Source organism: Pseudomonas sp. 58 R 12 (assembly GCF_900005865.1).
GTDB lineage: Bacteria > Pseudomonadota > Gammaproteobacteria > Pseudomonadales > Pseudomonadaceae > Aquipseudomonas > Aquipseudomonas tritici.
In genome coordinates this window covers 167,836-190,101 of the sequence record NZ_CVTP01000015.1, presented here as the reverse complement: position 1 = coordinate 190,101, position 22,266 = coordinate 167,836, and the positions used below count along the sequence as shown (strand labels likewise).

General features: G+C 60.0%; 20 protein-coding genes. 8 read left to right on the top strand and 12 right to left on the bottom strand.

Annotation, left to right across the window (positions count from 1 at the left end; translation table 11 throughout):
* The first annotated feature begins 73 nt into the window (after positions 1 to 73).
* On the top strand, positions 74 to 829 hold the full coding sequence (locus BFP95_RS09295) for a spermidine synthase (protein ID WP_049709291.1): 756 nt from the start codon (positions 74 to 76) through the stop codon (positions 827 to 829).
* A gap of 150 nt (positions 830 to 979) precedes the next feature.
* On the opposite strand, the gene BFP95_RS09290 is transcribed toward BFP95_RS09295, so the two are convergent.
* Positions 980 to 1,771, bottom strand: a complete 792-nt coding sequence (locus BFP95_RS09290; RefSeq protein WP_065909903.1) for a crotonase/enoyl-CoA hydratase family protein — start codon at positions 1,769 to 1,771, stop codon at positions 980 to 982.
* Between the two features lie 423 nt (positions 1,772 to 2,194).
* Here BFP95_RS09290 and BFP95_RS09285 point away from each other — a divergent pair, with 423 nt between their 5' ends.
* Entirely contained in the window at positions 2,195 to 3,868 is a 1,674-nt protein-coding gene (locus tag BFP95_RS09285) for a DEAD/DEAH box helicase (protein ID WP_065872724.1), read from the top strand.
* Positions 3,869 to 4,074: 206 nt separating this feature from the next.
* Here the strand turns inward: BFP95_RS09285 and BFP95_RS09280 are convergent, their stop codons facing one another.
* Positions 4,075 to 4,842: a DODA-type extradiol aromatic ring-opening family dioxygenase gene (locus BFP95_RS09280; protein ID WP_065872723.1), complete on the bottom strand. Its 768-nt coding sequence runs from the start codon at positions 4,840 to 4,842 to the stop codon at positions 4,075 to 4,077.
* 103 nt (positions 4,843 to 4,945) lie between these two features.
* Here BFP95_RS09280 and BFP95_RS09275 point away from each other — a divergent pair, with 103 nt between their 5' ends.
* Positions 4,946 to 5,602: a thiopurine S-methyltransferase gene (locus BFP95_RS09275; protein WP_065909898.1), complete on the top strand. Its 657-nt coding sequence runs from the start codon at positions 4,946 to 4,948 to the stop codon at positions 5,600 to 5,602.
* 269 nt (positions 5,603 to 5,871) lie between these two features.
* Here BFP95_RS09275 and htpX read toward each other — a convergent pair whose 3' ends face one another.
* Positions 5,872 to 6,759 (bottom strand): protease HtpX, encoded by an 888-nt coding sequence (gene htpX / locus BFP95_RS09270; RefSeq protein WP_034102803.1) that lies wholly within the window; start codon positions 6,757 to 6,759, stop codon positions 5,872 to 5,874.
* A gap of 304 nt (positions 6,760 to 7,063) precedes the next feature.
* Complete coding sequence (locus BFP95_RS09265) at positions 7,064 to 8,275, bottom strand: pyridoxal phosphate-dependent aminotransferase (RefSeq protein ID WP_065872721.1); 1,212 nt, start codon at positions 8,273 to 8,275, stop codon at positions 7,064 to 7,066.
* Between the two features lie 201 nt (positions 8,276 to 8,476).
* On the opposite strand from BFP95_RS09265, the gene msrB reads away from it, so the two are divergent.
* The 3 genes from msrB to BFP95_RS09250 all read left to right on the top strand — a co-directional run bounded on the left by msrB (position 8,477) and on the right by BFP95_RS09250 (position 9,977).
* Positions 8,477 to 8,869: a peptide-methionine (R)-S-oxide reductase MsrB gene (msrB, locus tag BFP95_RS09260; protein ID WP_049709285.1), complete on the top strand. Its 393-nt coding sequence runs from the start codon at positions 8,477 to 8,479 to the stop codon at positions 8,867 to 8,869.
* Between the two features lie 146 nt (positions 8,870 to 9,015).
* A complete protein-coding gene (locus BFP95_RS09255; RefSeq protein WP_049709284.1) occupies positions 9,016 to 9,501 on the top strand; it encodes a glutathione peroxidase in 486 nt (161 codons plus the stop codon).
* Entirely contained in the window at positions 9,498 to 9,977 is a 480-nt protein-coding gene (locus BFP95_RS09250) for a MarR family winged helix-turn-helix transcriptional regulator (protein ID WP_065872720.1), read from the top strand. Before BFP95_RS09255 ends, BFP95_RS09250 begins: the two co-directional genes overlap by 4 nt.
* On the opposite strand, the gene BFP95_RS09245 is transcribed toward BFP95_RS09250, so the two are convergent.
* The gene (locus BFP95_RS09245; protein ID WP_065909897.1) at positions 9,931 to 12,240 is read right to left on the bottom strand and encodes a hybrid sensor histidine kinase/response regulator; all 2,310 of its coding nucleotides are present in this window, start codon (positions 12,238 to 12,240) and stop codon (positions 9,931 to 9,933) included. The genes BFP95_RS09250 and BFP95_RS09245 overlap by 47 nt on opposite strands.
* A gap of 163 nt (positions 12,241 to 12,403) precedes the next feature.
* On the opposite strand from BFP95_RS09245, the gene BFP95_RS09240 reads away from it, so the two are divergent.
* Positions 12,404 to 13,294, top strand: coding sequence for an ATP-binding protein (locus BFP95_RS09240; protein WP_049709281.1), 891 nt, complete (start codon positions 12,404 to 12,406; stop codon positions 13,292 to 13,294).
* Positions 13,291 to 13,773 (top strand): GAF domain-containing protein, encoded by a 483-nt coding sequence (locus tag BFP95_RS09235; protein ID WP_065872718.1) that lies wholly within the window; start codon positions 13,291 to 13,293, stop codon positions 13,771 to 13,773. The genes BFP95_RS09240 and BFP95_RS09235 overlap by 4 nt, the downstream gene beginning before the upstream one ends.
* Here BFP95_RS09235 and BFP95_RS09230 read toward each other — a convergent pair whose 3' ends face one another.
* From BFP95_RS09230 to BFP95_RS09200, 7 genes are all read right to left on the bottom strand, one after another.
* On the bottom strand, positions 13,774 to 17,433 hold the full coding sequence (locus BFP95_RS09230; RefSeq protein WP_065882427.1) for a transporter substrate-binding domain-containing protein: 3,660 nt from the start codon (positions 17,431 to 17,433) through the stop codon (positions 13,774 to 13,776).
* 8 nt (positions 17,434 to 17,441) lie between these two features.
* Entirely contained in the window at positions 17,442 to 18,068 is a 627-nt protein-coding gene (locus BFP95_RS09225) for a response regulator transcription factor (RefSeq protein ID WP_065872716.1), read from the bottom strand.
* Positions 18,069 to 18,317: 249 nt separating this feature from the next.
* On the bottom strand, positions 18,318 to 18,719 hold the full coding sequence (locus tag BFP95_RS09220; RefSeq protein WP_065872715.1) for a response regulator: 402 nt from the start codon (positions 18,717 to 18,719) through the stop codon (positions 18,318 to 18,320).
* Positions 18,720 to 18,890: 171 nt separating this feature from the next.
* The gene (locus tag BFP95_RS09215) at positions 18,891 to 20,222 is read right to left on the bottom strand and encodes a deoxyguanosinetriphosphate triphosphohydrolase (RefSeq protein ID WP_065872714.1); all 1,332 of its coding nucleotides are present in this window, start codon (positions 20,220 to 20,222) and stop codon (positions 18,891 to 18,893) included.
* A 71-nt stretch (positions 20,223 to 20,293) separates the two neighbouring features.
* Positions 20,294 to 21,457: an EAL domain-containing protein gene (locus BFP95_RS09210; protein WP_065909896.1), complete on the bottom strand. Its 1,164-nt coding sequence runs from the start codon at positions 21,455 to 21,457 to the stop codon at positions 20,294 to 20,296.
* Between the two features lie 93 nt (positions 21,458 to 21,550).
* A complete protein-coding gene (locus BFP95_RS09205) occupies positions 21,551 to 21,886 on the bottom strand; it encodes a hypothetical protein (RefSeq protein WP_065882429.1) in 336 nt (111 codons plus the stop codon).
* Complete coding sequence (locus BFP95_RS09200) at positions 21,883 to 22,266, bottom strand: phage holin family protein (protein WP_033901397.1); 384 nt, start codon at positions 22,264 to 22,266, stop codon at positions 21,883 to 21,885. The genes BFP95_RS09205 and BFP95_RS09200 overlap by 4 nt, the downstream gene beginning before the upstream one ends.

Below are 22,266 nucleotides of genomic sequence, written 5' to 3'. Positions count from 1 at the left end.
AGTGCGTGACCTGTTGCCGCCGGTTGGCCGACAATCGCGCCTTTGCCGTGCAGCAAACCCTTTAGGAGTAGTGATGACCGAGGAGCGTGTCGAGCGCCTGCTCGCCGAAGTCCATGATGATTTCGGCATGATCCGTGTGCTTGAAGTGGCCGATTACCGTTTTCTCGAGTTCGGCGATGCCATCGAGCAAAGCTGCGTATTTACGGCTGACCCGAGCTGGCTGGAGTACGACTACACCCGCGCGATGCTGATCGGCGCGTTGTGCCATGAGCAACCGGAAAGCGCGCTGTTCCTCGGCCTGGGCGCCGGCACGTTGACCCAGGCGTGCCTGAAGTTCCTGCCACTGGAAGACGTGGAGGCCATTGAGCTGCGTCCCGATGTACCGCGCCTGGCCATCGAATACCTGGGGCTGGACGATGACCCACGGCTGTATATTCGCGTCGGCGACGCACTGCAATTGCTCGACACGGCTGAGTCGGCTGACCTGATTTTTGTCGACCTCTACACCGACGTCGGCCCCGGCGTCGGGCACCTGGCCTGGACCTTCCTGGAAAACTGTCAGAAAAAACTCAACCCCGGCGGCTGGCTGGTGATCAACCAGTGGGCCACCGACGATGGCAAACCGTTGGGGGCGGCATTGTTGCGCGGGTTGTATCACCGGCATTATTGGGAGCTGCCGGTGAAGGAGGGGAATGTGATTCTGCTGGTGCCTTCGGAGTTGGATCAGGAACTGGACCTTGGCGCGCTTTCGGCTCGTGCTGAAGCGCTGGCACCGCGGTTGGGCTATTCGTTGCAGTCGCTGATCAAGGCGATTCGGCCGGCTACTTAGTTGCCTGGAACGACGCCATCGCGGGCAAGCCCGGCTCCCACATTCGACCGCATTCCTACAGGATGCACGCAGTCAAAATGTGGGAGCGGCGGTTCGACGCTTCGACTTGCCCGCGATGAGGCCATCACTGTCGACGGCTAATTCAGGTGTTCATATACCCTTGAACACCCCCGGCCGCTTCTCAATCATCGCCCGCACCCCTTCCTTGGCATCCTCGCTGTTAAGCAACTTATCCACCATCGGCGGCAAAGCCGCGGCCGCGACCGCTTCGCCTTCCATATGCGCCAGCCGTGCCGACATCAACGTGGCCTGCACCCCAAGCGGTGCCTGGCGCGCAATCCGGTTAGCCAGTTCGACGGCGCGCGGCAGCAAGTCTTCGCTGGCCATCACCTCCTGCACCAAACCCAAGCGCAAGGCGTCATGGGCGTCGAATTCATCGCCGGTCAGCAGCCAGCGCATCGCATTGCCCCAGCCGGCGATCTGATGAAAGCGCAGCGTCGCGCCGCCAAACGGAAAAATCCCACGCTGTACTTCCATCTGCGCAAAGCGCGTATTGCTTGCGCACAGGTTGATGTCCGCCGCCAGCATCAGCTCGATACCGATGGTCAGGCAGTAGCCCTGGGCCGCGACGATCACCGGTTTGCTCACGCGCGGGCCGGCAAACACGCCCCAGGGATCGCAGCCCCCCAGCGGTGGTTGCCAGCCGCCGGCCATCACCGCGCTGACATTGGCCAGGTCCAGCCCGGCGGTAAAGTGATCACCATGGGCAAACACCACCGCCACCCGCGCATCGGCATTTCGATCAAATTCACCATACGCCAGGCTCAGCGCGTTGAGCAGGTCCAGGTCGAAAGCGTTGCGTTTGGCTACCCGGTCCAGGCCCAACAGCAGGACATGGCCCTGCAGTTCTCGGCTGACGCGGCTGCTGCTGGCTTGATTCATCGGGTGTGCCCTCGGGCGCGGGGAAGTGTTTCAGACCAAAGGGTCGGAAGGGTTGGGTGAACCGTTTAAGCGTAATGACCAACAGGGCCGGGCCTTTGAAAAATAGACCTTACACGCGTTATCTGCAAAGACTGTGACGCAGGGCGGTTTATCAATGCTTTACGATAAAAAAAGCTCCCTTTTTCAGCTATTTCCGGTATAGTGCGCGCCGGCCTTTAACCGGGCCGCGTTTAGGTAGCGCAATTCCCCGAAGTCAGCTTCGGCTGCACGTCCGCACAGCGGACTCTCCCTTGACGAATCTTTTTCATTCATTCGTTTTCGCAAATCCCCGCCGACAAAGCAGCCAGGGCGACTCTTGAGTCTCAACACGGCATGCGCAGCTTTGGAGCATGGGTCTTTGCGGATGCACTTAGAGGCAGACCCATGACCCAGGAAACCGGCGGCTTCGCCGCTTTTAATCTTAACCCGAACATTCTCGCTGCCGTCATCGCGACCGGCTACGAAGAACCTTCGGCGATTCAGCAGCAATCGATCCCGATCATCATGGCCGGCCAGGACATGATTGGCCAGGCGCAAACCGGTACTGGTAAAACCGCCGCGTTCGCCCTGCCTATCCTGCACTGCATCGATCCTGCCAAGCGCGAACCGCAAGCCCTGATCCTGGCGCCAACGCGTGAGTTGGCGCTGCAAGTAGCAACCGCTTTTGAAACCTACGCCAAGCAAATGCCAGGCGTTACCGTTGTGGCCGTTTACGGCGGCGCGCCGATGGGCCCGCAACTGAAAGCAATCCGTAACGGCGCACAGATCGTTGTCGCCACCCCGGGCCGTCTGTGCGACCACCTGCGTCGCGACGAGAAAGTCCTGTCGACCGTGAACCACCTGGTTCTCGACGAAGCTGACGAAATGTTGAAGCTGGGCTTCATGGATGACCTGGAAGTCATCTTCAAGGCGCTGCCACCAACCCGTCAGACCGTACTGTTCTCGGCCACCCTGCCACAGTCGATCCGTGCCATTGCCGAACGCCACCTGCGCGATCCGCAACACGTGAAGATCCAGACCAAGACTCAGACCGTTACCGCGATCGAACAGGCTCACCTGTTGGTTCACGCTGACCAGAAGACCTCGGCTGTATTGAGCCTGCTGGAAGTCGAAGACTTCGACGCCCTGATCATGTTCGTGCGCACCAAGCAAGCGACCCTGGACCTGGCCAGTGCCCTGGAAGCCAAAGGCTACAAAGCCGCTGCGCTGAACGGTGACATCGCCCAGAACCAACGTGAGCGCGTGATCGACTCCCTCAAGGATGGCCGTCTGGACATCGTTGTGGCGACCGACGTGGCTGCACGTGGTCTCGACGTTCCACGTATCACCCACGTGTTCAACGTTGACATGCCGTACGATCCAGAGTCCTACGTTCACCGTATCGGCCGTACCGGCCGTGCCGGTCGCGAAGGTCGTGCACTGCTGCTGGTGACTCCACGTGAGCGCCGCATGCTGCAAGTGATCGAGCGTGTGACCGGTCAGAAAGTCGCCGAAGTCCGCCTGCCGGATGCCCAGGCCGTTCTGGATGCTCGCATCAAGAAACTGACCAACAGCCTGTCGCCGCTGGTGGCTGACGCTGAATCGACCCACGGCGAACTGCTTGACCGCCTGACCGCCGATATCGGTTGCACCCCACGTGCCCTGGCTGCAGCCCTGCTGCGTAAAGCGACCAACGGTCAGGCCCTGACCCTGGCAGCCATCGAGAAAGAACGCCCACTGGTGCCGAACAACGCGCCACGCGGTGATCGTCCAGAGCGTACTGGCGACCGTCCAGACCGTGGTGATCGTGAGCGTCGTGCTCCGGTTCCATTGGCTGAAGGCCGTGCTCGTTGCCGTACCGCGCTGGGCGCGCGTGACGGTATCGCTGCCAAGAACCTGCTGGGCGCTATCCTCAACGAGGGTGGCCTGGCACGTGAAGCCATCGGTCGCATCCAGGTCCGTGACAGCTTCTCCCTGGTGGAGCTGCCGGAAGATGGTCTGGAAAAACTGCTGACCAAGCTGAAAGACACTCGCGTTGCCGGTAAGCAGTTGAAGCTGCGTCGCTACCGCGAAGATTGATCCGCCCTTGGGCTGATTGATCACACATAAAAAATCCCCGACTGGTTCGGGGATTTTTTTTGCCTTGGATTCAGGCTGTGTCCGGATCAGCACCCAATCCAATGTGGGAGCTGGCTTGCATGCGATAGCGATGTATCAGTGATAAATGTGCTTGACTGAACCACCGCCATCGCAGGCAAGCCAGCGCCCACAAGAGGAGGCGTTCGTTAGTCGAAGCGGTAAATGTCCATTCCTAGGGCGCCCATGGTGAACCCCTGGTGCGCCACGCTGAAATCGCCACCGGCGCCACGTGCAAAGTACAGCGGCAACAAATGCTCATCGCTGGGATGGCTACGTACCGCATGCGGTGCCTGACGGCGATAGTCGTGCAGCGCGGTCTCATCGTTGGCCGCCAGCTTATCCACCACCCAGTCCCGGAAATCCTGCGCCCAGGGCTCTATGCTCTCAGGCCCCGCGTGCCAGTCCAGTTCGCCCAGGTTATGGGTGATGCTGCCCGAGCCGATCAACAGCACACCTCTGTCGCGCAGGCTGGCAAGCGCATGCCCGACCCGCGTCTGCAGGGCAGGGCCCATGCGGCTGGGCAGGGAAACCTGCACCACTGGAATGTCTGCCGCCGGGTACATCAGCGACAACGGTACCCAGGTGCCGTGGTCGAACGGGCGTTGGTCGTCTATGCGTGCATTCAAATCATCGGCGTGCAACAACTCGACTATTTCGCCGGCCAACTGCGGATCGCCCGGCGCGGGGTATTGCACGGCAAACAATTCGCGGGGGAAGCCACCAAAATCGTGCCAGGTGTCAGGCGCGGCGCTGCCGCTGACCAGCAGCTCATGGCTTTCCCAATGCGCCGACACCACCACGATTGCCTTCGGCCGTGGTATCTCGGCGGCGAGTCGCTGAAGCGCCGGGCCGCTGGCGCCGGGTTGCAGGGCGAGCATGGGCGAACCGTGGGAGATAAACAGGCTGGGGAACATAAGTGGGGTCCTGAGCGTTAACATGGGCCCATCTTTAATCAGATCATTGATCTAAATCTAATATAAGTTTTAGCACCATTTGATCGAATTTTTGGGGGCATCCATGGAGCCTGAGTTTTGGCGGGAGCGCTGGGCGCGCAATCAGATCGGCTTTCATTTGCCCGAGGTCAATCCTTACCTGCAACGGCACTGGCCGAAGTTGGCCCTCGCCGAGGGCGCCAAAGTGCTGGTGCCATTGTGTGGCAAAAGCCTGGACCTGATGTGGCTGGCCAGCCTGGGGTTTCGGGTGCTGGGCGTGGAGCTGTCGGAACAGGCGGTGGAAGCCTTCTTCACAGAGCAGAGTCTGACACCGCGCGTCACCGAACGAGGCGCCTTCAAGGTGTATCAGGCGGATTTGATCGAAGTATGGTGCGGCGATTTCTTCGCCTTGGACGCGCAAGTCCTGGCTGATTGCACCGCGCTCTATGACCGCGCCGCGCTGATCGCCCTGCCACCGCTGCTGCGTGCGCAGTATGCCGAACACCTGAATACGCTTTTGCGGCCGGGTTGCCAGGGGCTGCTGATCACCCTCGATTATGACCAGACGCAAAAAGCCGGCCCGCCGTTTGCAGTGACGCATGATGAGGTGAAGGTGCTGCTTGGCTCGCATTGGGCCTTGGCGGTGCAGGAAGAGCAAGACATCCTGGGCGAAAGCTGGAAGTTCGTGCAGGACGGCGTTACGCGGCTTGAGGAGCGGGTGTATCAGCTGACGATGCGCTGAGCCCGCGATGACCACAGAGTAGGGTAGTGAGCGGGCTTGTCCCGCGCTGGGCTGCGGAGCGGCCCCAATAAGGCCGCTGCGTTTCTTCAGGTAAAGCTCGATATCAGGTTTTTAGGGCCGCTTCGCAGCCCAGCGCGGGGCAAGCCCGCTCACTACAGGATGCTTCTGCGCTTTCAAAAGAGGTGTAGATAGCTATGCCGCGATGGTCAAGGACGTACCCACGAAAAAGGGGCGATCAGATCGCCCCTTTCGGTGTCACTACCGAGCTATCAGCCCCGACGACGCAGTGCGTCGATACGCTCTTCCAGTGGCGGGTGGCTCATGAACAGGCGAGCCATGCCCTGCTTGATGCCACCGTTGATACCAAAGGCCGTCAGGCTGTCCGGCATATGCACCGGCAGGCCCTGTTCGGAGCGCAGGTGTTGCAGCGCTGCAATCATCGCCCCGGTACCGGCCAGGCGGGCACCGGCTTCGTCTGCGCGGAATTCGCGTTTGCGCGAGAACCACATGGTGATCGCGCTGGCCAGGAAGCCCAGCACCACTTCGGCGAAGATGGTTGCCACGAAATAGGCAATACCGCGGCCTTCTTCGTTCTTGAAGATCACCTTGTCGACAAAGTTGCCGATGATCCGCGCGAAGAACATCACGAAGGTGTTCACCACGCCTTGGACCAGCGCCAGGGTGACCATGTCACCGTTGGCCACGTGGCCGATCTCGTGGGCCAGCACCGCCTTTACTTCATCGTACGAGAAGCGTTCCAGCATGCCCTGGCTGACCGCAACGAGTGCGTCGTTCTTGTTCCAGCCGGTGGCAAAGGCGTTGGCTTCATAGGCCGGGAAGATCCCGACCTCGGGCATCTTGATGCCGGCTTCTCGGGACAATTGCTCGACGGTCTGCAGCAACCATTGCTCATGCCGGGTACGTGGCTGGGTGATCACCTGGGTGCTGGTGCTCATTTTCGCCATCCACTTGGAGATGAACAGCGAGAACAGCGAGCCGGCAAAACCAAAGACCGCACAGAAAACCAGCAGCTGATTGAGGTTCAGGTCAACCCCGTTGGCCGCCATGAACCCATTGAAGCCGAAAAGGCTCAAGGTAATGCTGGCAATCAGCACGACCGCAAGGTTAGTGGCCAAGAACAGCAGGATGCGCATCATGGTTGTAGAGTTCTCCTCATGCTTAATATGTCGCGTACTGCGGGGTATATAAGGTGCGGCATGGGGTGATTCAACCGAGCGACTATTTCAAACTGTGTCCTACAGCCTGAATGTAGAGCCTTGAAGGGATTTTCCGACGTGAAAAAGACCCCCTGATCGGTTCATCTATACCTTCCAGCCCAGTAATTATAGGGGGGAGATAGCTTTTGCTGCGCCAGCAAACGGCTGGAACGGAGAAGGGGCAGAGAAGTGTTGCCAGATACTCGCTGTACGACCGATTGTCGATCGTACAGCGCCGTTTCCGTTACTGGCGATAGGACTTGAGGAAGCTACCGATGCGACCAATGGCCATCTCCAGGTCATCCACACGCGGCAATGTGACCACGCGGAAGTGATCCGGCCACGGCCAGTTGAACGCCGTGCCTTGCACCACCAGCAGTTTTTCCGAGAGCAGCAGGTCGAGCACAAACTTCTCGTCGTTGAGAATCGGGCACACCTTCGGGTCGATCCGCGGAAAGGCGTACAGCGCTCCCATGGGTTTCACACAGCTCACGCCCGGGATGGCGTTAAGCAGTTCCCAGGTGCGATTACGCTGTTCCAGAAGGCGACCTTGGGGCAAGACCAGGTCGTTGATGCTCTGGTAGCCGCCCAGCGCGGTCTGGATCGCGTGCTGGCTCGGCACGTTGGCGCACAGGCGCATGTTGGCCAGCATGTCGATACCTTCGATGTAACTTTGCGCGTTGTGCTTGGGGCCGGAGATGGCGATCCAGCCGGAGCGAAACCCCGCCACGCGGTAGGACTTGGACAGGCCGTTGAAGGTCAGGCACAGCAGGTCTGGCGCCAGGGACGCGGTGCAGATGTGCACCGCGTCGTCGTAGAGGATCTTGTCGTAGATCTCGTCGGAGAACACCACCAAGTTGTGCTGGCGCGCCAGTTCGAGCATGCCCAGCAACACCTCCCTGGAATACACGGCGCCGGTCGGGTTGTTCGGGTTGATAATCACCAGGGCCTTGGTGTTCGGGGTGATCTTGGCCTTGATGTCGGCCAGGTCCGGGAACCAGTCGGCGCCTTCGTCACACAGGTAGTGCACCGGGTTGCCACCGGCCAGGGTCACGGCGGCGGTCCACAGCGGGTAGTCCGGCGCCGGCACCAGCACTTCGTCGCCATTGTTGAGCAGGGCCTGCATGGACATCACGATCAGCTCGGACACGCCATTGCCCAGGTAGATGTCTTCGATGCCAACACCTTCGACCTGCTTTTGCTGGTAGTACTGCATCACCGCTTTACGCGCGCTGAACAGGCCTTTGGAGTCGCTGTAGCCCTGGGCGGTGGGCAGGTTGCGGATCACGTCCTGGAGGATCTCGTCCGGCGCTTCGAAACCAAAGGGCGCCGGGTTGCCAATGTTCAGCTTGAGGATGCGATGGCCTTCCTCTTCCAGGCGTTTGGCGTGCTTGAGCACCGGGCCGCGAATGTCATAGCAGACGTTGGCGAGCTTGTTCGATTTGCTGACCTGCATGGCGATGTGATCCTGAAAATGAACGATCCAGACGGTGTGGACACTACCGTACTGTGAATCCCGCGGGGCCGCCCCCGTAAATACGTTTGAATGCCGGTAGCGCGGGTGCCAGACTGGCGTTTTGAAGAGGCGCAATCATACGTGCCGCCTGATCTACGGAAAAGACACAGATCAGGCTTTTTCAGTTGCCGAGGTGTACCGATGGAAAAGCTGCAGAAGACCATTGATGAATGGAAAGCCATGCTCGACCCCGAGCAGTACAACGTATGTCGTCTCAAGGGTACCGAGCGACCTTTCAGCGGCAAGTACAACGGCACCAAGACGGACGGTGTGTACCACTGCATCTGCTGCAACGAGCCGCTGTTCGATTCGACCACCAAGTTTGATTCCGGCTGCGGCTGGCCCAGTTTCTACGCGCCGATTGCCGACAGCGCGATGATCGAAATCCGTGACGTCAGCCACGGCATGATCCGCACCGAAGTTACCTGCGCCAAATGCGATGCCCACTTGGGCCATGTATTCCCCGACGGTCCGCCGCCGACTGGCCTACGTTATTGCATCAATTCGGTGTGCCTGGACCTCGTCCCGCGATAAACACATCTTCTGTGGCGAGGGAGCAAGCTCCCTCGCCACAGAAGCGGCTATCGTCTGATATCGGCCTATCATTCTGGTCAATTGAATTGCACACAATTGAATTGATCACTATGTTTATTCTTTCTTTCCGTTATCGAGGCACTGCCATGAGCGACAACCTGCTGAGCATCCCTTGCACCACCATCAAAGGTGAGCAAAAGACCTTGGCCGATTTTGCCGGCAAGGCCATCTTGGTGGTCAACACTGCCAGCAAGTGTGGCTTCACCCCGCAGTACAAGGGCCTGGAGCAACTCTGGCAGCAGTACAAGGACCAGGGGCTGGTGGTACTGGGGTTCCCTTGCAACCAGTTCGGCAAGCAGGAACCGGGTAACGAAGGGGCGATCTCCGAGTTCTGCGAGCTGAACTTCGGCGTCAGCTTCCCGCTGTTCAAGAAAATCGACGTGAATGGCAGCGATGCCCACCCGTTGTTCGTGCAACTGAAACAACAGGCCCCGGGCCTGCTTGGGTCCAAAGGCATCAAGTGGAACTTCACCAAGTTCCTCATCGGTCGTGACGGCCAGGTAGTCAAGCGTTTTGCCCCGACCACCAAGCCGCAGGACCTGACTCAAGAGATCGAAGCCCTGCTCAAATGAGCGTATCCCTGGCCCTCGATAACCAGCTGTGTTTCAAGCTCTACGCTGCGTCCAGGGCGGTGACCCGCGCCTATAAGCCGATGCTGGATCAACTGGGCCTGACCTACCCGCAATACTTGGTGATGCTGGTGTTGTGGGAATGGCACGACACAGCCCCCGCGCAACCCACGGTCAAGGCCTTGGGCGAGCGCTTGATGCTGGATTCGGGCACGCTGACGCCGTTGCTCAAGCGCCTTGAGCACCTAAAGTGGGTCAAGCGCCAGCGCAGCGCCAAGGATGAGCGAGAAGTGCACCTGAGCCTCAGCGAAAGCGGTGTGCAGTTGCGCGACCAGACCCATGCGCTCAAGACCCGGCTGCTGTGCGACAGCGGCATCGACCTGAACCAGGCCGATGCCTTGCGCGACGGCTTGGACCAGTTGCTGCTGCAGATCAGAGACGTGTCGTCTTCGGCACCCACACGTCCAGCAAAGCGCTGAGTTCCTCGCGCCGAAACGGCTTGGCCAGGTAGTCATTCATGCCCGCAGCCCGGCAACGCTCGCGTTCTTCGGAAAGGGCGTTGGCTGTCAACGCGACGATCGGCAGTTCCGGCCAGCGCCCGCTGCGACGGATCTGCCGGCTGGCTTCGTAACCGTCCATCACCGGCATATTGCAGTCCATCAACACCATGTCGAAGTGTTGTTCTTCAAGAAACTTGAGCGCCTCCCCACCGTGGGCGGCCACGATCACTTCACACCCCAGTTTGCTGAGCATGCCTTTGGCCACCAGTTGGTTGACCGCGTTGTCCTCCACCAGCAGGATGCGCGCCCGGCGTGCCAGGGGCACGGCTTCTATCTGGATGGGATCAAGGATGAGTGGGTGATCGCTGCGCAAGTTACGTTCCAGGATTTGATACAGCGCATTGCGGCTCAGCGGGCGCGCCTGTTGCTGCAACGGCGCCAGTGCCGCGACTTCTTCGCTGGGCATGAAATTGCCATAGGCGGTCACCAGCAGGATCGGCGCGGTGATGGAAGGCCGCAGGCGGAACAGGCATTCGGGGCAGTCGGTGATCAGCAAGTCCGGCGTTTGCCCGCTTAAATCCTCATCACGCGGGTAGCAGCGCGGTGTCAGCCCCCAGTGGGGCAGGAGGGTGGTCAGCAGTTCCGTCAGGCCGCTGCCGGCACTGGTGATGGCGATCACCTCACCCTTGAGCGGCACCTGTTGAACGGCGGGCAAATGGATCGGCAACGGCAGGTCGGCGCAGAACTGGCTGCCGAAGCCGACCTCCGAACTGATGCTCAGTCGGCCTTTCATCGCTTCGCACAGGTTGTGCGTCAACGCCAAGCCGAGACCCGTGCCGCCAAACTGGCGTGTGATACCGGCTCCGGCCTGGGTGAACGGTTGGAAAATCTTTACCTGGGCTTCCTGCGCAATGCCGATGCCGGTATCACAGACCTCGATGCGCACTCGGCCATCCAGCGCGCTGAGGCGCACATCGACCCGGCCGAAGCGCGTGAATTTTAAGGCATTGGACAGCAGGTTACTGACGATTTGCCGCACACGGGTCGGGTCGCCCAGCACCTGGGCGGGAAACTGCGGGTCGATCAGGCAGGTCAGTTCGACACTGGGTGCCGCGTTTTGTGACAGCAGGTTAGCGGTGTCCTCCACCAGCGAGCCGAGGTCGAAGGGGATGTGTTCCAGCTCCAACTGGCCAGCATCGAACTTGGACAGGTCGAGGATATCGTTGAGCAACTCCACCAGCACTTTGCCCGAGTCATGGGCAATAGACAGTTGCTGGCGCTGCTCGGCATTGAGCGGGCTGTCCAGCGACAGTGCGATCATCCCCAACAGGCCGTTGAGCGGGGTGCGAATCTCATGGCTCATGTTGGCCAGGAACGCCGCACGCGCCTGGGCCATGCCCAATGCATGCATCTTCGCCGCTTCCAATTCGTCGTTGGACTGGCTCAGCCGCTGGTTGCTGGCCTTGAGCTCCAAGGTGCGCGCGGAGACGATGTCCTCCAATTGCCCCAGGTATTCGGTCAGTCGGTCTTCCGCGTGGCGGCGTTGCTGGATCTCCGTCTCCATGTTTTCGAACTGTTGGTTGGCAACGTTCACCAGTACGCCGATTTCGTCGTGTTCATGGCCCGGCGGGCAATCCAGGCGTGCCTGCCTGCGGTTGCTCAGCTCGCGAATAATACACACCAGTGGCTGGGTCAGCATGACGTAGAACAGACCCAGCAGGATGCCGGTCAGCAGCAGGCTGCGGGCAAACCCGTTGAGCAGGGTGATCTCGGCACGGCGCAGGAAGCGGCTGCCAAAGGCATAAGTGTCCACGTCCAGCCGTAGCACGCCGAGGGACTCGTTGGGCATAGGGTTCAGGAACAGCCGATCTTCAAACTGGCGGTTGGCCCCAAACAGAAAATCGCTGAGGGGGCGGTAGGTGCTTTCTTTGCGCGGCCGGTCGACATCGGCCAGTACCACGCCATTATTGTCGATCAACTGGGCATGGATGATGGCGGGGGAGTGCAGCAGGCCCAGGGTCAGTTCCTGGGCCAGTTCGGCGTCGATGTTGTAGGCGATGCGTGACGCGGGGTTGTGGCTGATTTCGATCAGCGAGCGAATTTCACGGTTGATGGATGCGTCTTCGCTGGCATAATCAATGCCGATTTGGATCAGGCTGAGCAAGGTTCCCAACACGAAACCGACCAGCACAGTCAATCTGGCTTGTTTATAAGACAAGCGGTGGGCGAACTTGATATCCATTGAGTGTTGAACCACTTTACGTTTCCCTTCGCCCGGCAAGCATAGCTGAACATCCACAGGCTCTGGCTTACCCGGCATGAATCGTTTTTTACGCAGCCTCGTGCGGTCTGCCGCAGGGCTGCCAATACGCCATCTTTTGCAAGAACTTGCCAGAGGAATAATTGTGGATTCTCGATTGAGTGCCTTTCTTGAGCGGGCCGATGCAGTGCTCGCCCGCCTCGAACCCTTATTGCCTGCACCACGCCAAACCATTGATTGGAACCAGTGCCTGGCTGCCCGCTGGCAGCGCGAAGGCCGCAGTGGTTTCCTGTTGCCGTTGGACGTGAGCCTGGACATGCGCCTGTCGGACCTGATCGGTGTCGACAAGCAACGTGAAACACTGGCGCGCAACACCCAACAATTCATCGATGGCCTGCCCGCCAATCATGCGCTGCTATGGGGCTCGCGTGGCACGGGTAAATCGTCGATGGTGCGCGCCTTGCTGGCACAGCACGCCAAGGCCGGTTTGCGCCTGATCGAGATCGAACGCGACCATCTGGCCGACCTGCCGCGTGTGGTCGAGCAACTGCTCAAGCTGCCGCAGCGTTTTATCCTGTTCTGCGACGACCTGTCATTCGAGGCCGGTGAAGGCGATTACCGTGTGCTGAAAAGCGTGCTCGACGGCTCTCTCGAACAGGCCCCGGAGAACGTGCTGCTGTACGCCACTTCCAACCGCCGCCATTTGGTGCCGGAAAACCAGAGCGACAATGACAACTGGAAACGCGTGGATGGTGAATTGCACCCAAGCGAAGCGGTGGAAGACAAGATCGCCTTGTCCGACCGTTTTGGCTTGTGGCTGTCGTTCTACCCGTTTACCCAGGAACACTTCCTGGATGTCGTGGAGCACTGGATCGGCGAACTGGCGAGCAAGGCCGGTTTGCAGTGGCAGCGCGATGAAGCGCTCGACATTCTTGCGGTACGCTGGGCTACCGGACGTGGCAACCGCAACGGTCGTTGCGCGTACCAATTCGCTCGTTACTGGGTCGGCCTCAAATTACTGGAACGTCAACCATGATTGATTTACAAAGCGCCGGTACTGGCCTTGATGGCTATGCCATGCTCTGCGCGCAACTGGAGTCGCTGCTGGCCGATGAGCGAGATTTCATCGCCAACAGTGCGCAGTTTTCTGCCTTCCTGTTCAACCAGCTGGACGATTTGAACTGGGCCGGCTTTTACCTTAACCGTGACGAAGAGCTGGTGCTTGGCCCGTTCCAGGGCCAGATCGCCTGCGTGCGCATACCGTTCGGCCGCGGGGTGTGCGGTGCGGCGGCGGCGACGCGGCAGACCCAGCGTGTGGAGGATGTGCATGCGTTCCCAGGGCATATCGCCTGTGACAGCGCATCGAACAGCGAGCTGGTGGTACCCCTGGTCAAGGACGGCAAATTGATCGGCGTCCTTGACCTCGATAGCCCGTCGTTGGCGCGTTTTACCCCCCAGGACCAGGCGGGCATTGAACGGCTGGCAGCAATTTTCCTGCGCTTGACCAACTGCTGATCACGTAAGGGGCGGCAGCCGCCCCTTGCTGGCATCGAGTGCTTGAAGCTGCATCTGCAGTAACCTCTCCAGTTCCATCATGAGCTTTTCCAAGGATTTCGCACTGGCTTCAATCAACGCCCAGTCATCACCGCGGGCACAGGCTTGTTCAAGGGTTTCGCACTGCCTGGCCAATGGGGTCGCCTGAACAATACGGGCAGCGCCTTTGATTTTGTGAGCTTGCTCGATGATTTCCTGGAGCGGGGCATGTGCACTGATCAGCGCAGTCAGTTCCTGGCGATCATGTCGGCTGCTGCTCAACAGTTCCTCCAGCAAACGCCAGCTCAACTGTGGATCGCCGCCGGTCAGGGCCTCGAAGTTGCCGAGGTCCAGGTACAGGTCGCTGGGTTGAGGGGCGATCTTCGCCAGTTGTCGCTCCAATGCCGTCAGGCTGATCGGTTTGAACAGGCAATCGTTCATACCGGCTTCGGCGCAGCGTTGCTTCTCTTCGGGCTGGGCATTGGCGGTAAAACCCAGTACCACGCACGGTGCGAGTTGCTCACGCTGTTCGTATTCCCGGATCGAGCGACTCAGCTCGTAGCCATTCATGATGGGCATGTTGCAGTCGGCGATGATCAGGTCGAAGCGTTCCTGGCGCCAGGCCTGGAAACCGGTGGCGCCGTTCTGGGCGGCGGTGAACTGGTGTCCCAGGTAACCCAGTTGCTGGCACATCAGCAAGCGGTTGGCGGGATGATCGTCCACCACCAGCACATTGAGCACTGGCGCGGTCGCAGGGGCTTCGGGTTTCGGTTCGACCGTTGCCTGTTCCGGCTGCAGGCGCGTCATGTTCAAGCTGACATGCACCTGAGTGCCCACCATAGGCACGCTGCTCAGGCTCAGTTGCCCGCCCATCATTGCGCACAGGCTGCGGCAGATCACCAGCCCCAGGCCGGCACCGCTCCTGGCGAGCTGCCCGGAATTGTCGGCCTGGGCAAAGGGTTCGAACAGGCGTAACTGGTCATCCCGGCTGATACCTATCCCGGTGTCCTCGACCACCAGTTTCATCTCGACTTGCTGCGCCAGCTCGGTGGGCAATACCTCAACCTTGATTTTGACCTCGCCGCGCTCGGTGAACTTGATCGCGTTGCTGACGAGGTTGGACAGCACCTGCTTGAACCGCAGCGGGTCGATCAACACATCGGTGTCATCCAGGTTGGGCTTGAACTCAAGGGACAGGCTGAGGGTTTTCTGGCGGGCCAGGCCGTCGAACACACGCACCACCGACTCGATCACCTCTCGCAGGTTGACGCGTTCCGGCGCCAGGCTCAGGCGCCCGGATTCGATGCGCGCGATGTCGAGGATATCGCCGATCAGCTCCAGCAGGTCCTTGGCCGAGTTGTACGCCACTTCGATGGCCGGGCGATCAAGATGGCCCTGGTCGGCACGCTTGAGGGTCAGTTCGAGCATGCCAATCACCGCGTTCATCGGTGTGCGGATTTCATGGCTCATGGTGGCGAGGAACGTGCTCTTGGCCCGGTTGGCTTCGTCGGCGCGTTCTTTGGCGGCGCGGATTTCGTCGAACAGTTGGCGTCGCTCGCTGATGTCAATCCAGCCACCAATGATGCCCTGCACCTCTGCGGTAGAGTCGCGGTATGGCAGGATCCAGTGGTAGATCGTCAGTTTTTTTCCGTGGATATGCAGGGTGCGATCAAGGATCAGCGGGTTGCCTTCGGCCATCACCCGCTGGTAATCGGCGTGATATTGAACCGCGTCGGTTTCAAGGGCCTCACTCATCTGGATGGCGCTTTTGCCGATCACATCCTCGCGTTTGACGTCGAATACCTGCAGGTAGCTGTCATTGCAGGTCTGCAGCAAGCCTTTACGATCACGCACGTAGATCGGATGCGGGGTTTCATTGACCAGCGCACGCATGAACTCGAACTGGTCACTGAGCGCGCGCTCGGCCATCTTGCGGTGTTTGATCTGGCGACGCATATAGGCGTTCCAGCCCAGGGAGACCAACAGCAAAAGGCCCGTACCAATGATGATGCGTGCGATCAGTTGATGATAGTTGCGCCAGTAGCTATCGGAGGCGGAGGTGTAGCCTCGCCAGCGACTGTTGATCACCCCCAGTTCATCCGGGGCGATGCTCAGCAAGGCCTTGTCGAGAATCGAGCTGAGTTCGGTGGCACTGCGTGCGGTTGCCAGGGCAAACGTGGCGGGAAAGGTGCCGATACTGGTGCTGATCTGAAGTTTGTCCTGGAACATCTGGGACGACAGGAAGTAGTTGGCGACTACCAGTGAGTTCACTGCGCCTTCGACATGCCCTTGGGCCAGCATTTCCGAGGCCTTGAACGTGTCGCTGGCGTTGACCAGATGCACCTCTGGGAAGTCGCGGCGCAGGACGGTTTCCAGCGGGTTACCCGGCGTAATTGCCAGGCGCTTGCCGGCCATCTGCTCCAGGTTCAAGGGCGCATCGGGCTCTTTCCGGGTCAGCAGCACATAGGAATTTTCCAGGTAAGGTCGGCTGAAATTCAGCTGCGCTTCCCGTTCAACGCTGGGCACGATTGCGCCGATGATGTCGACTTTGCCGGCGTCCACCTGTTCGATCATCGCATTCACGTCACGCCCGCGCTCAATGTCGAAACGCAGCCCGGTGCGCAGGCGAACCAACTCCAGCAGATCGGCGGTAATGCCACGAAAATTGCCGTCGGTATCGAAGAACGTCAGGGGGGCGAAGGTTTCGTTCACCGCCACCTTCACCACCGGGTGGTCCTTCAGCCAACGCTCCTCACGTTGAGTCAGTTGTAGCTTCTCGTCGGTCAGCAGGATGTCGCTGCCGGCGCTCCAGCGCTTGGCGATCGCGTCCCGTTCAGCGGTAGGCACGGCCGTCATTACCGCATCGACGATACTCAAGAGGGTGCGCTGCTGCTGGGGCATGGCAAAGCTGAACCCATAGGCCTCGTGCTTGCCGAAATTGGCCATGCGGATGTTCTTCAGGTAGCCCTTGTTGATCATGTAATGGGTGGAAATGGTATCGCCGAGAAACACGTCCGCCTGGTCGAATGCCACCGCATTCAAGGCATTTTGATAAGAGGGATAGACGCGGATGCGCGCCTCGGGGTAAAGCTTTTCCACCTCGCCCAGTGGCAGGTAGTGGTAGACCAGAGCCAGGCGCATCCCGGCCAGGCCATCCTTCAGGCTGCGGGTCTCACCTTCGCGGGTGACCAGTACCGGCTGGTCCACTGCATAGGGTTCGGACAGCGTGAGATTCGGGTTTGCCGCCTCAAAGCCGTTGGACGAGCCCAGCAGGTCGATATCCCCCGCTTCAAGGGCGCGGATCGCGGCCTCTCGGGAGGGGTAGCGCAACACTTTCACCGGCAGTGCCAGTGCCTTGGACAGCAGGCCGGCGTAATCAGCGGTGAGTCCCTCGTAGTCGCGGCCGCTGGACGTGAGGTCAAAGGGCGGATAATCAGGGGACGCAGTGCCCAGCACCAACTCCCGCTTGTTTTGCAGCCATTGGCGTTGGGCCTTGTTGAGGTGGGTTTCCAGTTGAACCGAGCCTGCACGGCTCAACAAGGTGAAATGTTCCGGGCTCGCTGGGTGGTTCGCGAGCACGACCGTGCTGAAGCACAAGCCGGCACTCAATGTAATCAGATAGTCCTTTATACGCCTGGGCATCCGCTTTCTCACACTAGCGCGTTTCGTTTTGCCATCTCGATAAGTTCTACCAAGGATTTGGCTTGAAGTTTTTGCATCAGCCGCTTTTTATAAGTGCTTACTGTTTTATTACTCAGAAACATACCTTTGGCGATTTCCTTGTTGGTGCGGCCTTGTGCAAAAAGTTGCAATACCATTAGTTCGCGGTCGTTGACGGTCTTGAATAATTCGAGTTCCTGGGATTCCACACCGTCTACACCATTGCTGTTCAGTGCCTGGCTCGGGAAATAGTTGTAGCCGGACAACACCGCGCGAATGGCGCTCAGCAACTCACTCAAATCGCCTTCCTTGCACACGTAGCCATCGGCGCCCGAGCGCATGCAGCGTGTGGCGAAGAGGGTGGGGGACTGGGCTGTCAGGATCAGGGTCTTCATTGACGTGTTCATCGCGTTGAAGCGGCAGAGCACTTCCAGCCCATCCAGCTTGGGAATGCTGATGTCCAGGATAATCAGGTCAGGCAGGCATTCGCGGACCATTTGTATGGCGTCGCAGCCGTTATCCGTTTCGCCCACCACTTTGTACCCTTCGTGCTCCAGTAACATTCGGATGGCAAGTCGTATAACAGGGTGGTCATCGATAATAAAAACTGAGTTCATGATCACATTCCATGCAAGTGCAAATAAAGCGGGCACATTAGCTTAGAAGAGGAGGGAGGAGCATGAGTCGAGGGGGAAGTAGATATAAAACAGGAAAAGTCCTACATGAGAAAAGGTAAATGCCTACCGGCTGCTAAGGCGTTGTGAAGCGATATGTCAGTGCTGTGGCAGTGAGTGAACTAAATGCTGCTGTCATGGATTTAACGGGTGCGGCGCCGACGTTTTTCGTCAGTCCATGATGTTTAATTCCTACATTTGTAACTTAAGTAAAGGGCACAGCAAGTGCGCAAGTTCATTCTTGTTCAGTGGCTTTGATAAGTAACCGAGTAGTGGCAGGCCACGATCTGCCGCTTGGGATATCAGGCTGGCGAGTTCCGCCACGGGCAATCCGCTCAGCAGGATGGCGGTCGTGGTAAAGCGTCGGCGGCTGGCGATATCAATCAGTTCGAGTCCGGGCAGGTCAGGCAAGCATTGGTCACAGAGGATGATGTCGAAAGGCTCCTCGGCCCGTGACATCAAACAGATTGCCTGCTCGGCGTTTTCGGCTGGCGTCAGCCGGGCGAAGCCGAAGCTTCTGAGCAGGCACTGGGTGGCGAGAAGTTGAAAAGGATGATCCTCCACCAGCAGGATACGAAGTGGGTAGTTGGGCATTGGGGGCCACGCGGTGAGTCAAGCGTCGATGGGGGCGCGTAGGAACAGATCGCCAGGGTCGCCGGGAGCGTGCGTGATTATTCATCGGGTGGTTGTGCGAATTCGATCAGGCCGCTCTGTTCCCTTTGTAGGCAGATTCCTTTCAGGAAACAGGCGACGTGATCGTGCTCGTTATTGAGGGCTGGAGCGTCCGGTCATTTCCCGCGCCATCTCGGTGGCATAGCTGTCGGTCATGCCCGCGATAAAGTCGATCATGCGTAGGAACGACGCGTGTAACGGCCACTCGGGGTTCGGCGCGTTGTTGCCAAGCAAGTCGAGAATGCGCCGGTTCTTGAACGACGGCGTGCGCCCGCCATGTTGCTCAAGCGCGGCACCGCAGAAGGCGTTCAGGAGAATCTCGAGGGTGGTGTAGGCGCCGATCTCATGCAGGGTCTTGCGCTTGTCCTGAAAGATTTTCTTGCGCGCCATGTCTTTGGCATCCAGGACGCAGCGTTTGGCCGGGCCGTGCATATGCTCCACCAGATCCCCGGGCAGGGTGCCGGCCAACAAAGCGTCTTGCTGTTCCACGAAGGCCCGTGCCGCCGCGTTGGTCAAATGCTCGATGGCCTTGCCACGCAGGATCGCCAACTTGCGTCGACGGGAGTCCTGGGCGCCGAGCTGGCGATAGGTCTGTGGCAGGTCATCGCCCACCAGGTCCAGCAGCAGCGACTCGACTTCGGTGTACTCCAGCAACTCCATTTCCAGACCGTCTTCCAAGTCGATCAAGGCGTAGCAAATGTCGTCTGCCGCCTCCATCAGATACACCAGCGGATGCCGGGCCCAGCGCTGATCCTCGAGTTGCGGCAGGCCGAGCTTGTGGGCGATCTGCTCGAGGATCGGCAGCTCGCTCTGGTAGCAGCCGAACTTGTGTTTCTTGTACCCCAGCGAGTCCGCGTGCCGGGCGGTCCAGGGGTATTTCAGGTACGTGCCCAGGGTTGCGTAGGTCAGGCGCGTACCGCCGTCGAACTGGTGGTATTCCAGTTGGGTGAGCACACGAAAGCCCTGTGCGTTGCCTTCGAAGTTGAGGAAGTCATTGCGTTCGGCGCTGCTCATGTCGTCCAGCCAGCCGCGCCCTGCAGCCTGCTGGAACCAGTGGCGGATGGCGTCTTCGCCGGAATGCCCGAATGGCGGGTTGCCGATGTCGTGGGCCAGGCAGGCCGATTGCACCACCATGCCCAGGTCGCTCGGGTCGCACCAGTCGGGCAGGGCGCTGCGCAAGGTCTCGCCGACGCGCATGCCGAGGGAGCGGCCCACACAGCTCACTTCCAGGGAGTGGGTCAGGCGTGTATGGATGTGGTCGTTGCTGGAGACCGGGTGTACCTGGGTCTTGCGGCCCAGGCGGCGAAACGCGCCGGAGAAGATAATACGGTCGTGGTCTTTGTGAAACGGGCTACGCCCCAGTTCTTCCGGGCTGTGCAGCGGTTTGCCAAGACGTTCGCGAGTCAGCAGGGTGGGCCAATCCAAGGCGGGTACTCTCCGTACGGTGAATGACCCTCCCAGCTTCCCGGTTCAGCGCGGCCTGGGCAAGCGAAAATCTACAGCCCGGCTGCGTCGATATCGATTAACAGCAAACGCTGACCGTTATCGAAGAATTGTCCGGTCGTGAGGCAATACTGATTGGTGGTCGCGTCGCGGTAGGTCGAAGACAGGGTCAGGCGCCGCTCCTCCCACCCCTCGGCCAGCAGGTGATAGAAGTACGGGCGCCACGACCAGTTATGGCCCAGGTAGCGACTGTCGGCCTGCCAGGCGTCCTGGCGCCATTCGAAGTTGGGGGTCAGCTGCGTGCCATGCCGGTCGCACTGGTAGAAGCGCAGCAGCCAGGGAAAGGCCGGCAGTTGCGGCAACTCGCTCAGCGGCGCCTGGGCCTGCGCCCAGGTTTGCAGGATGTTCATCAGCTCGGCCAATTGCTGGCGCAATTGCATGATGCGCCCACGCTCTGCGAGCTTTTGTTGGACATACGCGGTGCGCAACTGGGCGAAACGCGAGACGAAGGCGTCGGCGGCGAACCAGTCCAGCTGCGCCTGGGCAAACAGATAGCCCTGCACATAGCGCGAACCACACTCCAGGGCGAAGCTTAACTGCGCCTCGGTTTCCACGCCTTCGGCGATGATCCAGCACCCGGTCTTCTCCGCCATTTGCGCCAATGCCCTGACCACTTCGCTGCTCGGCCCGCCGCGGGCGGCGGCCTGGAACAGGCGCATGTCCAGCTTGAGAATATCCGGCTGCAATGCCAGCACCCGGTCGAGCTGCGAATAGCCAGCGCCAAAGTCATCGATGGCGATTCGCGCGCCGGCCTCGCGATAACGCACCACCACGTCGGCCAGGCGCTGGATGTCGCCGCCCAGTTCGGTGATCTCGAACACGATGCGTCGTGGGTCGACGCCATGGCTGTGGATCTGCTTCAGGCTCGGCAAGGCTTGGCCCGGGCGCAGCCGATTGATCCAGCGCGGCGAGATGTTCAAGCTCAGGAACCAATCTTCGGGGGCTTCGTGCAAGCGGCTCAGTGCATTGTCACGGATCTGCCGGTCGAGACGGCGCAAGGTCACGCCCGGCGTGCGTGGGTCGGCGAACAGCGGGCCCACGGACTGCAAGAGGCCGTCAGCCTGGCGCAGACGGCCCAGGGCCTCAACGCCGGCGATGCGGCCGGTGGCGGTGTCGATAAATGGCTGGAAGCAGGCGAGCGGTTGCCCGTCGATCACGGGGCCTCCTTAAGCGAGGTGGCGAAAAAAAGGCCCGGCCCTCGAAAACGAGGGTCGGGCCGATTCTGTTAGCAAGAATGCAGCCAGCCAGGCTCAACCTTTGCGCGATGAACCCTGCATGGCCAGTTTGATCAGCGGGATCAAGCCGGCGCCCAGGCGCACCATGCGCGTCAGGCTGCCGATACCGCCGCCCTTGGCGCCCTTACCGGTAAAGAAGCCCATCAGCGTCACAGCGGCCACGCCCCACAGCGGCGCGTGCTTGATGCCCAGGCCGTCCTGAAAGTTCTGGCCCAGGTTGCGCACCTTGTTCAAGGGCGACATCAATTGCTGGGATTCGTGTCGAATCTCCTGGCGGTGCATTTCCATGCGCAGGCGAATCAACGCCTTGCGCATTTCCCGCCGTGAGGTGTTTGTCGGTAGTTGAGTCATGGCAGCAGGCGCTCCCGGTCATTGGCCAGCTCTTCGAGGGTGGCGTGGAACGGCGTGGACTCATCGAACACCGCCGCTTTCAAGCGTACCCCGCAGAACGCTGCGGCCAGCGTGTAGAACACGCAGAGGCAGATGATCCCGGTCAGGCGGTAGCCGGTGTCCCACACCAGGATCATCACCAAGGTCGACAGCCCCACCAGCAACAGCAGCGCAAACACCAGCGCCAGGCCGGCAAACAGCAGCAGGCTGACGGTGCGGGCCTTCTGTTCCTGCAATTCAATGCCAAACAATTCGACGTGGCTGTGCAGCAAGCCCAACACGGCCGCGCCCAAACGTCTTGAGGTAGTGCCCGTGGACGAGCCAGTTTCGCCGATAGACAT

Bases quoted from the DNA above. Each gene is read 5' to 3' on its own strand.
- BFP95_RS09295 (WP_049709291.1), top strand. From the start codon at position 74: ATGACCGAGGAGCGTGTCGAGCGCCTGCTCGCCGAAGTCCATGATGAT.
- BFP95_RS09290 (WP_065909903.1), bottom strand. From the start codon at position 1,771: ATGAATCAAGCCAGCAGCAGCCGCGTCAGCCGAGAACTGCAGGGCCAT.
- BFP95_RS09285 (WP_065872724.1), top strand. From the start codon at position 2,195: ATGACCCAGGAAACCGGCGGCTTCGCCGCTTTTAATCTTAACCCGAAC.
- BFP95_RS09280 (WP_065872723.1), bottom strand. From the start codon at position 4,842: ATGTTCCCCAGCCTGTTTATCTCCCACGGTTCGCCCATGCTCGCCCTG.
- BFP95_RS09275 (WP_065909898.1), top strand. From the start codon at position 4,946: ATGGAGCCTGAGTTTTGGCGGGAGCGCTGGGCGCGCAATCAGATCGGC.
- htpX (WP_034102803.1), bottom strand. From the start codon at position 6,759: ATGATGCGCATCCTGCTGTTCTTGGCCACTAACCTTGCGGTCGTGCTG.
- BFP95_RS09265 (WP_065872721.1), bottom strand. From the start codon at position 8,275: ATGCAGGTCAGCAAATCGAACAAGCTCGCCAACGTCTGCTATGACATT.
- msrB (WP_049709285.1), top strand. From the start codon at position 8,477: ATGGAAAAGCTGCAGAAGACCATTGATGAATGGAAAGCCATGCTCGAC.
- BFP95_RS09255 (WP_049709284.1), top strand. From the start codon at position 9,016: ATGAGCGACAACCTGCTGAGCATCCCTTGCACCACCATCAAAGGTGAG.
- BFP95_RS09250 (WP_065872720.1), top strand. From the start codon at position 9,498: ATGAGCGTATCCCTGGCCCTCGATAACCAGCTGTGTTTCAAGCTCTAC.
- BFP95_RS09245 (WP_065909897.1), bottom strand. From the start codon at position 12,240: ATGGATATCAAGTTCGCCCACCGCTTGTCTTATAAACAAGCCAGATTG.
- BFP95_RS09235 (WP_065872718.1), top strand. From the start codon at position 13,291: ATGATTGATTTACAAAGCGCCGGTACTGGCCTTGATGGCTATGCCATG.
- BFP95_RS09230 (WP_065882427.1), bottom strand. From the start codon at position 17,433: ATGCCCAGGCGTATAAAGGACTATCTGATTACATTGAGTGCCGGCTTG.
- BFP95_RS09225 (WP_065872716.1), bottom strand. From the start codon at position 18,068: ATGAACTCAGTTTTTATTATCGATGACCACCCTGTTATACGACTTGCC.
- BFP95_RS09220 (WP_065872715.1), bottom strand. From the start codon at position 18,719: ATGCCCAACTACCCACTTCGTATCCTGCTGGTGGAGGATCATCCTTTT.
- BFP95_RS09205 (WP_065882429.1), bottom strand. From the start codon at position 21,886: ATGACTCAACTACCGACAAACACCTCACGGCGGGAAATGCGCAAGGCG.
- BFP95_RS09200 (WP_033901397.1), bottom strand. From the start codon at position 22,266: ATGTCTATCGGCGAAACTGGCTCGTCCACGGGCACTACCTCAAGACGT.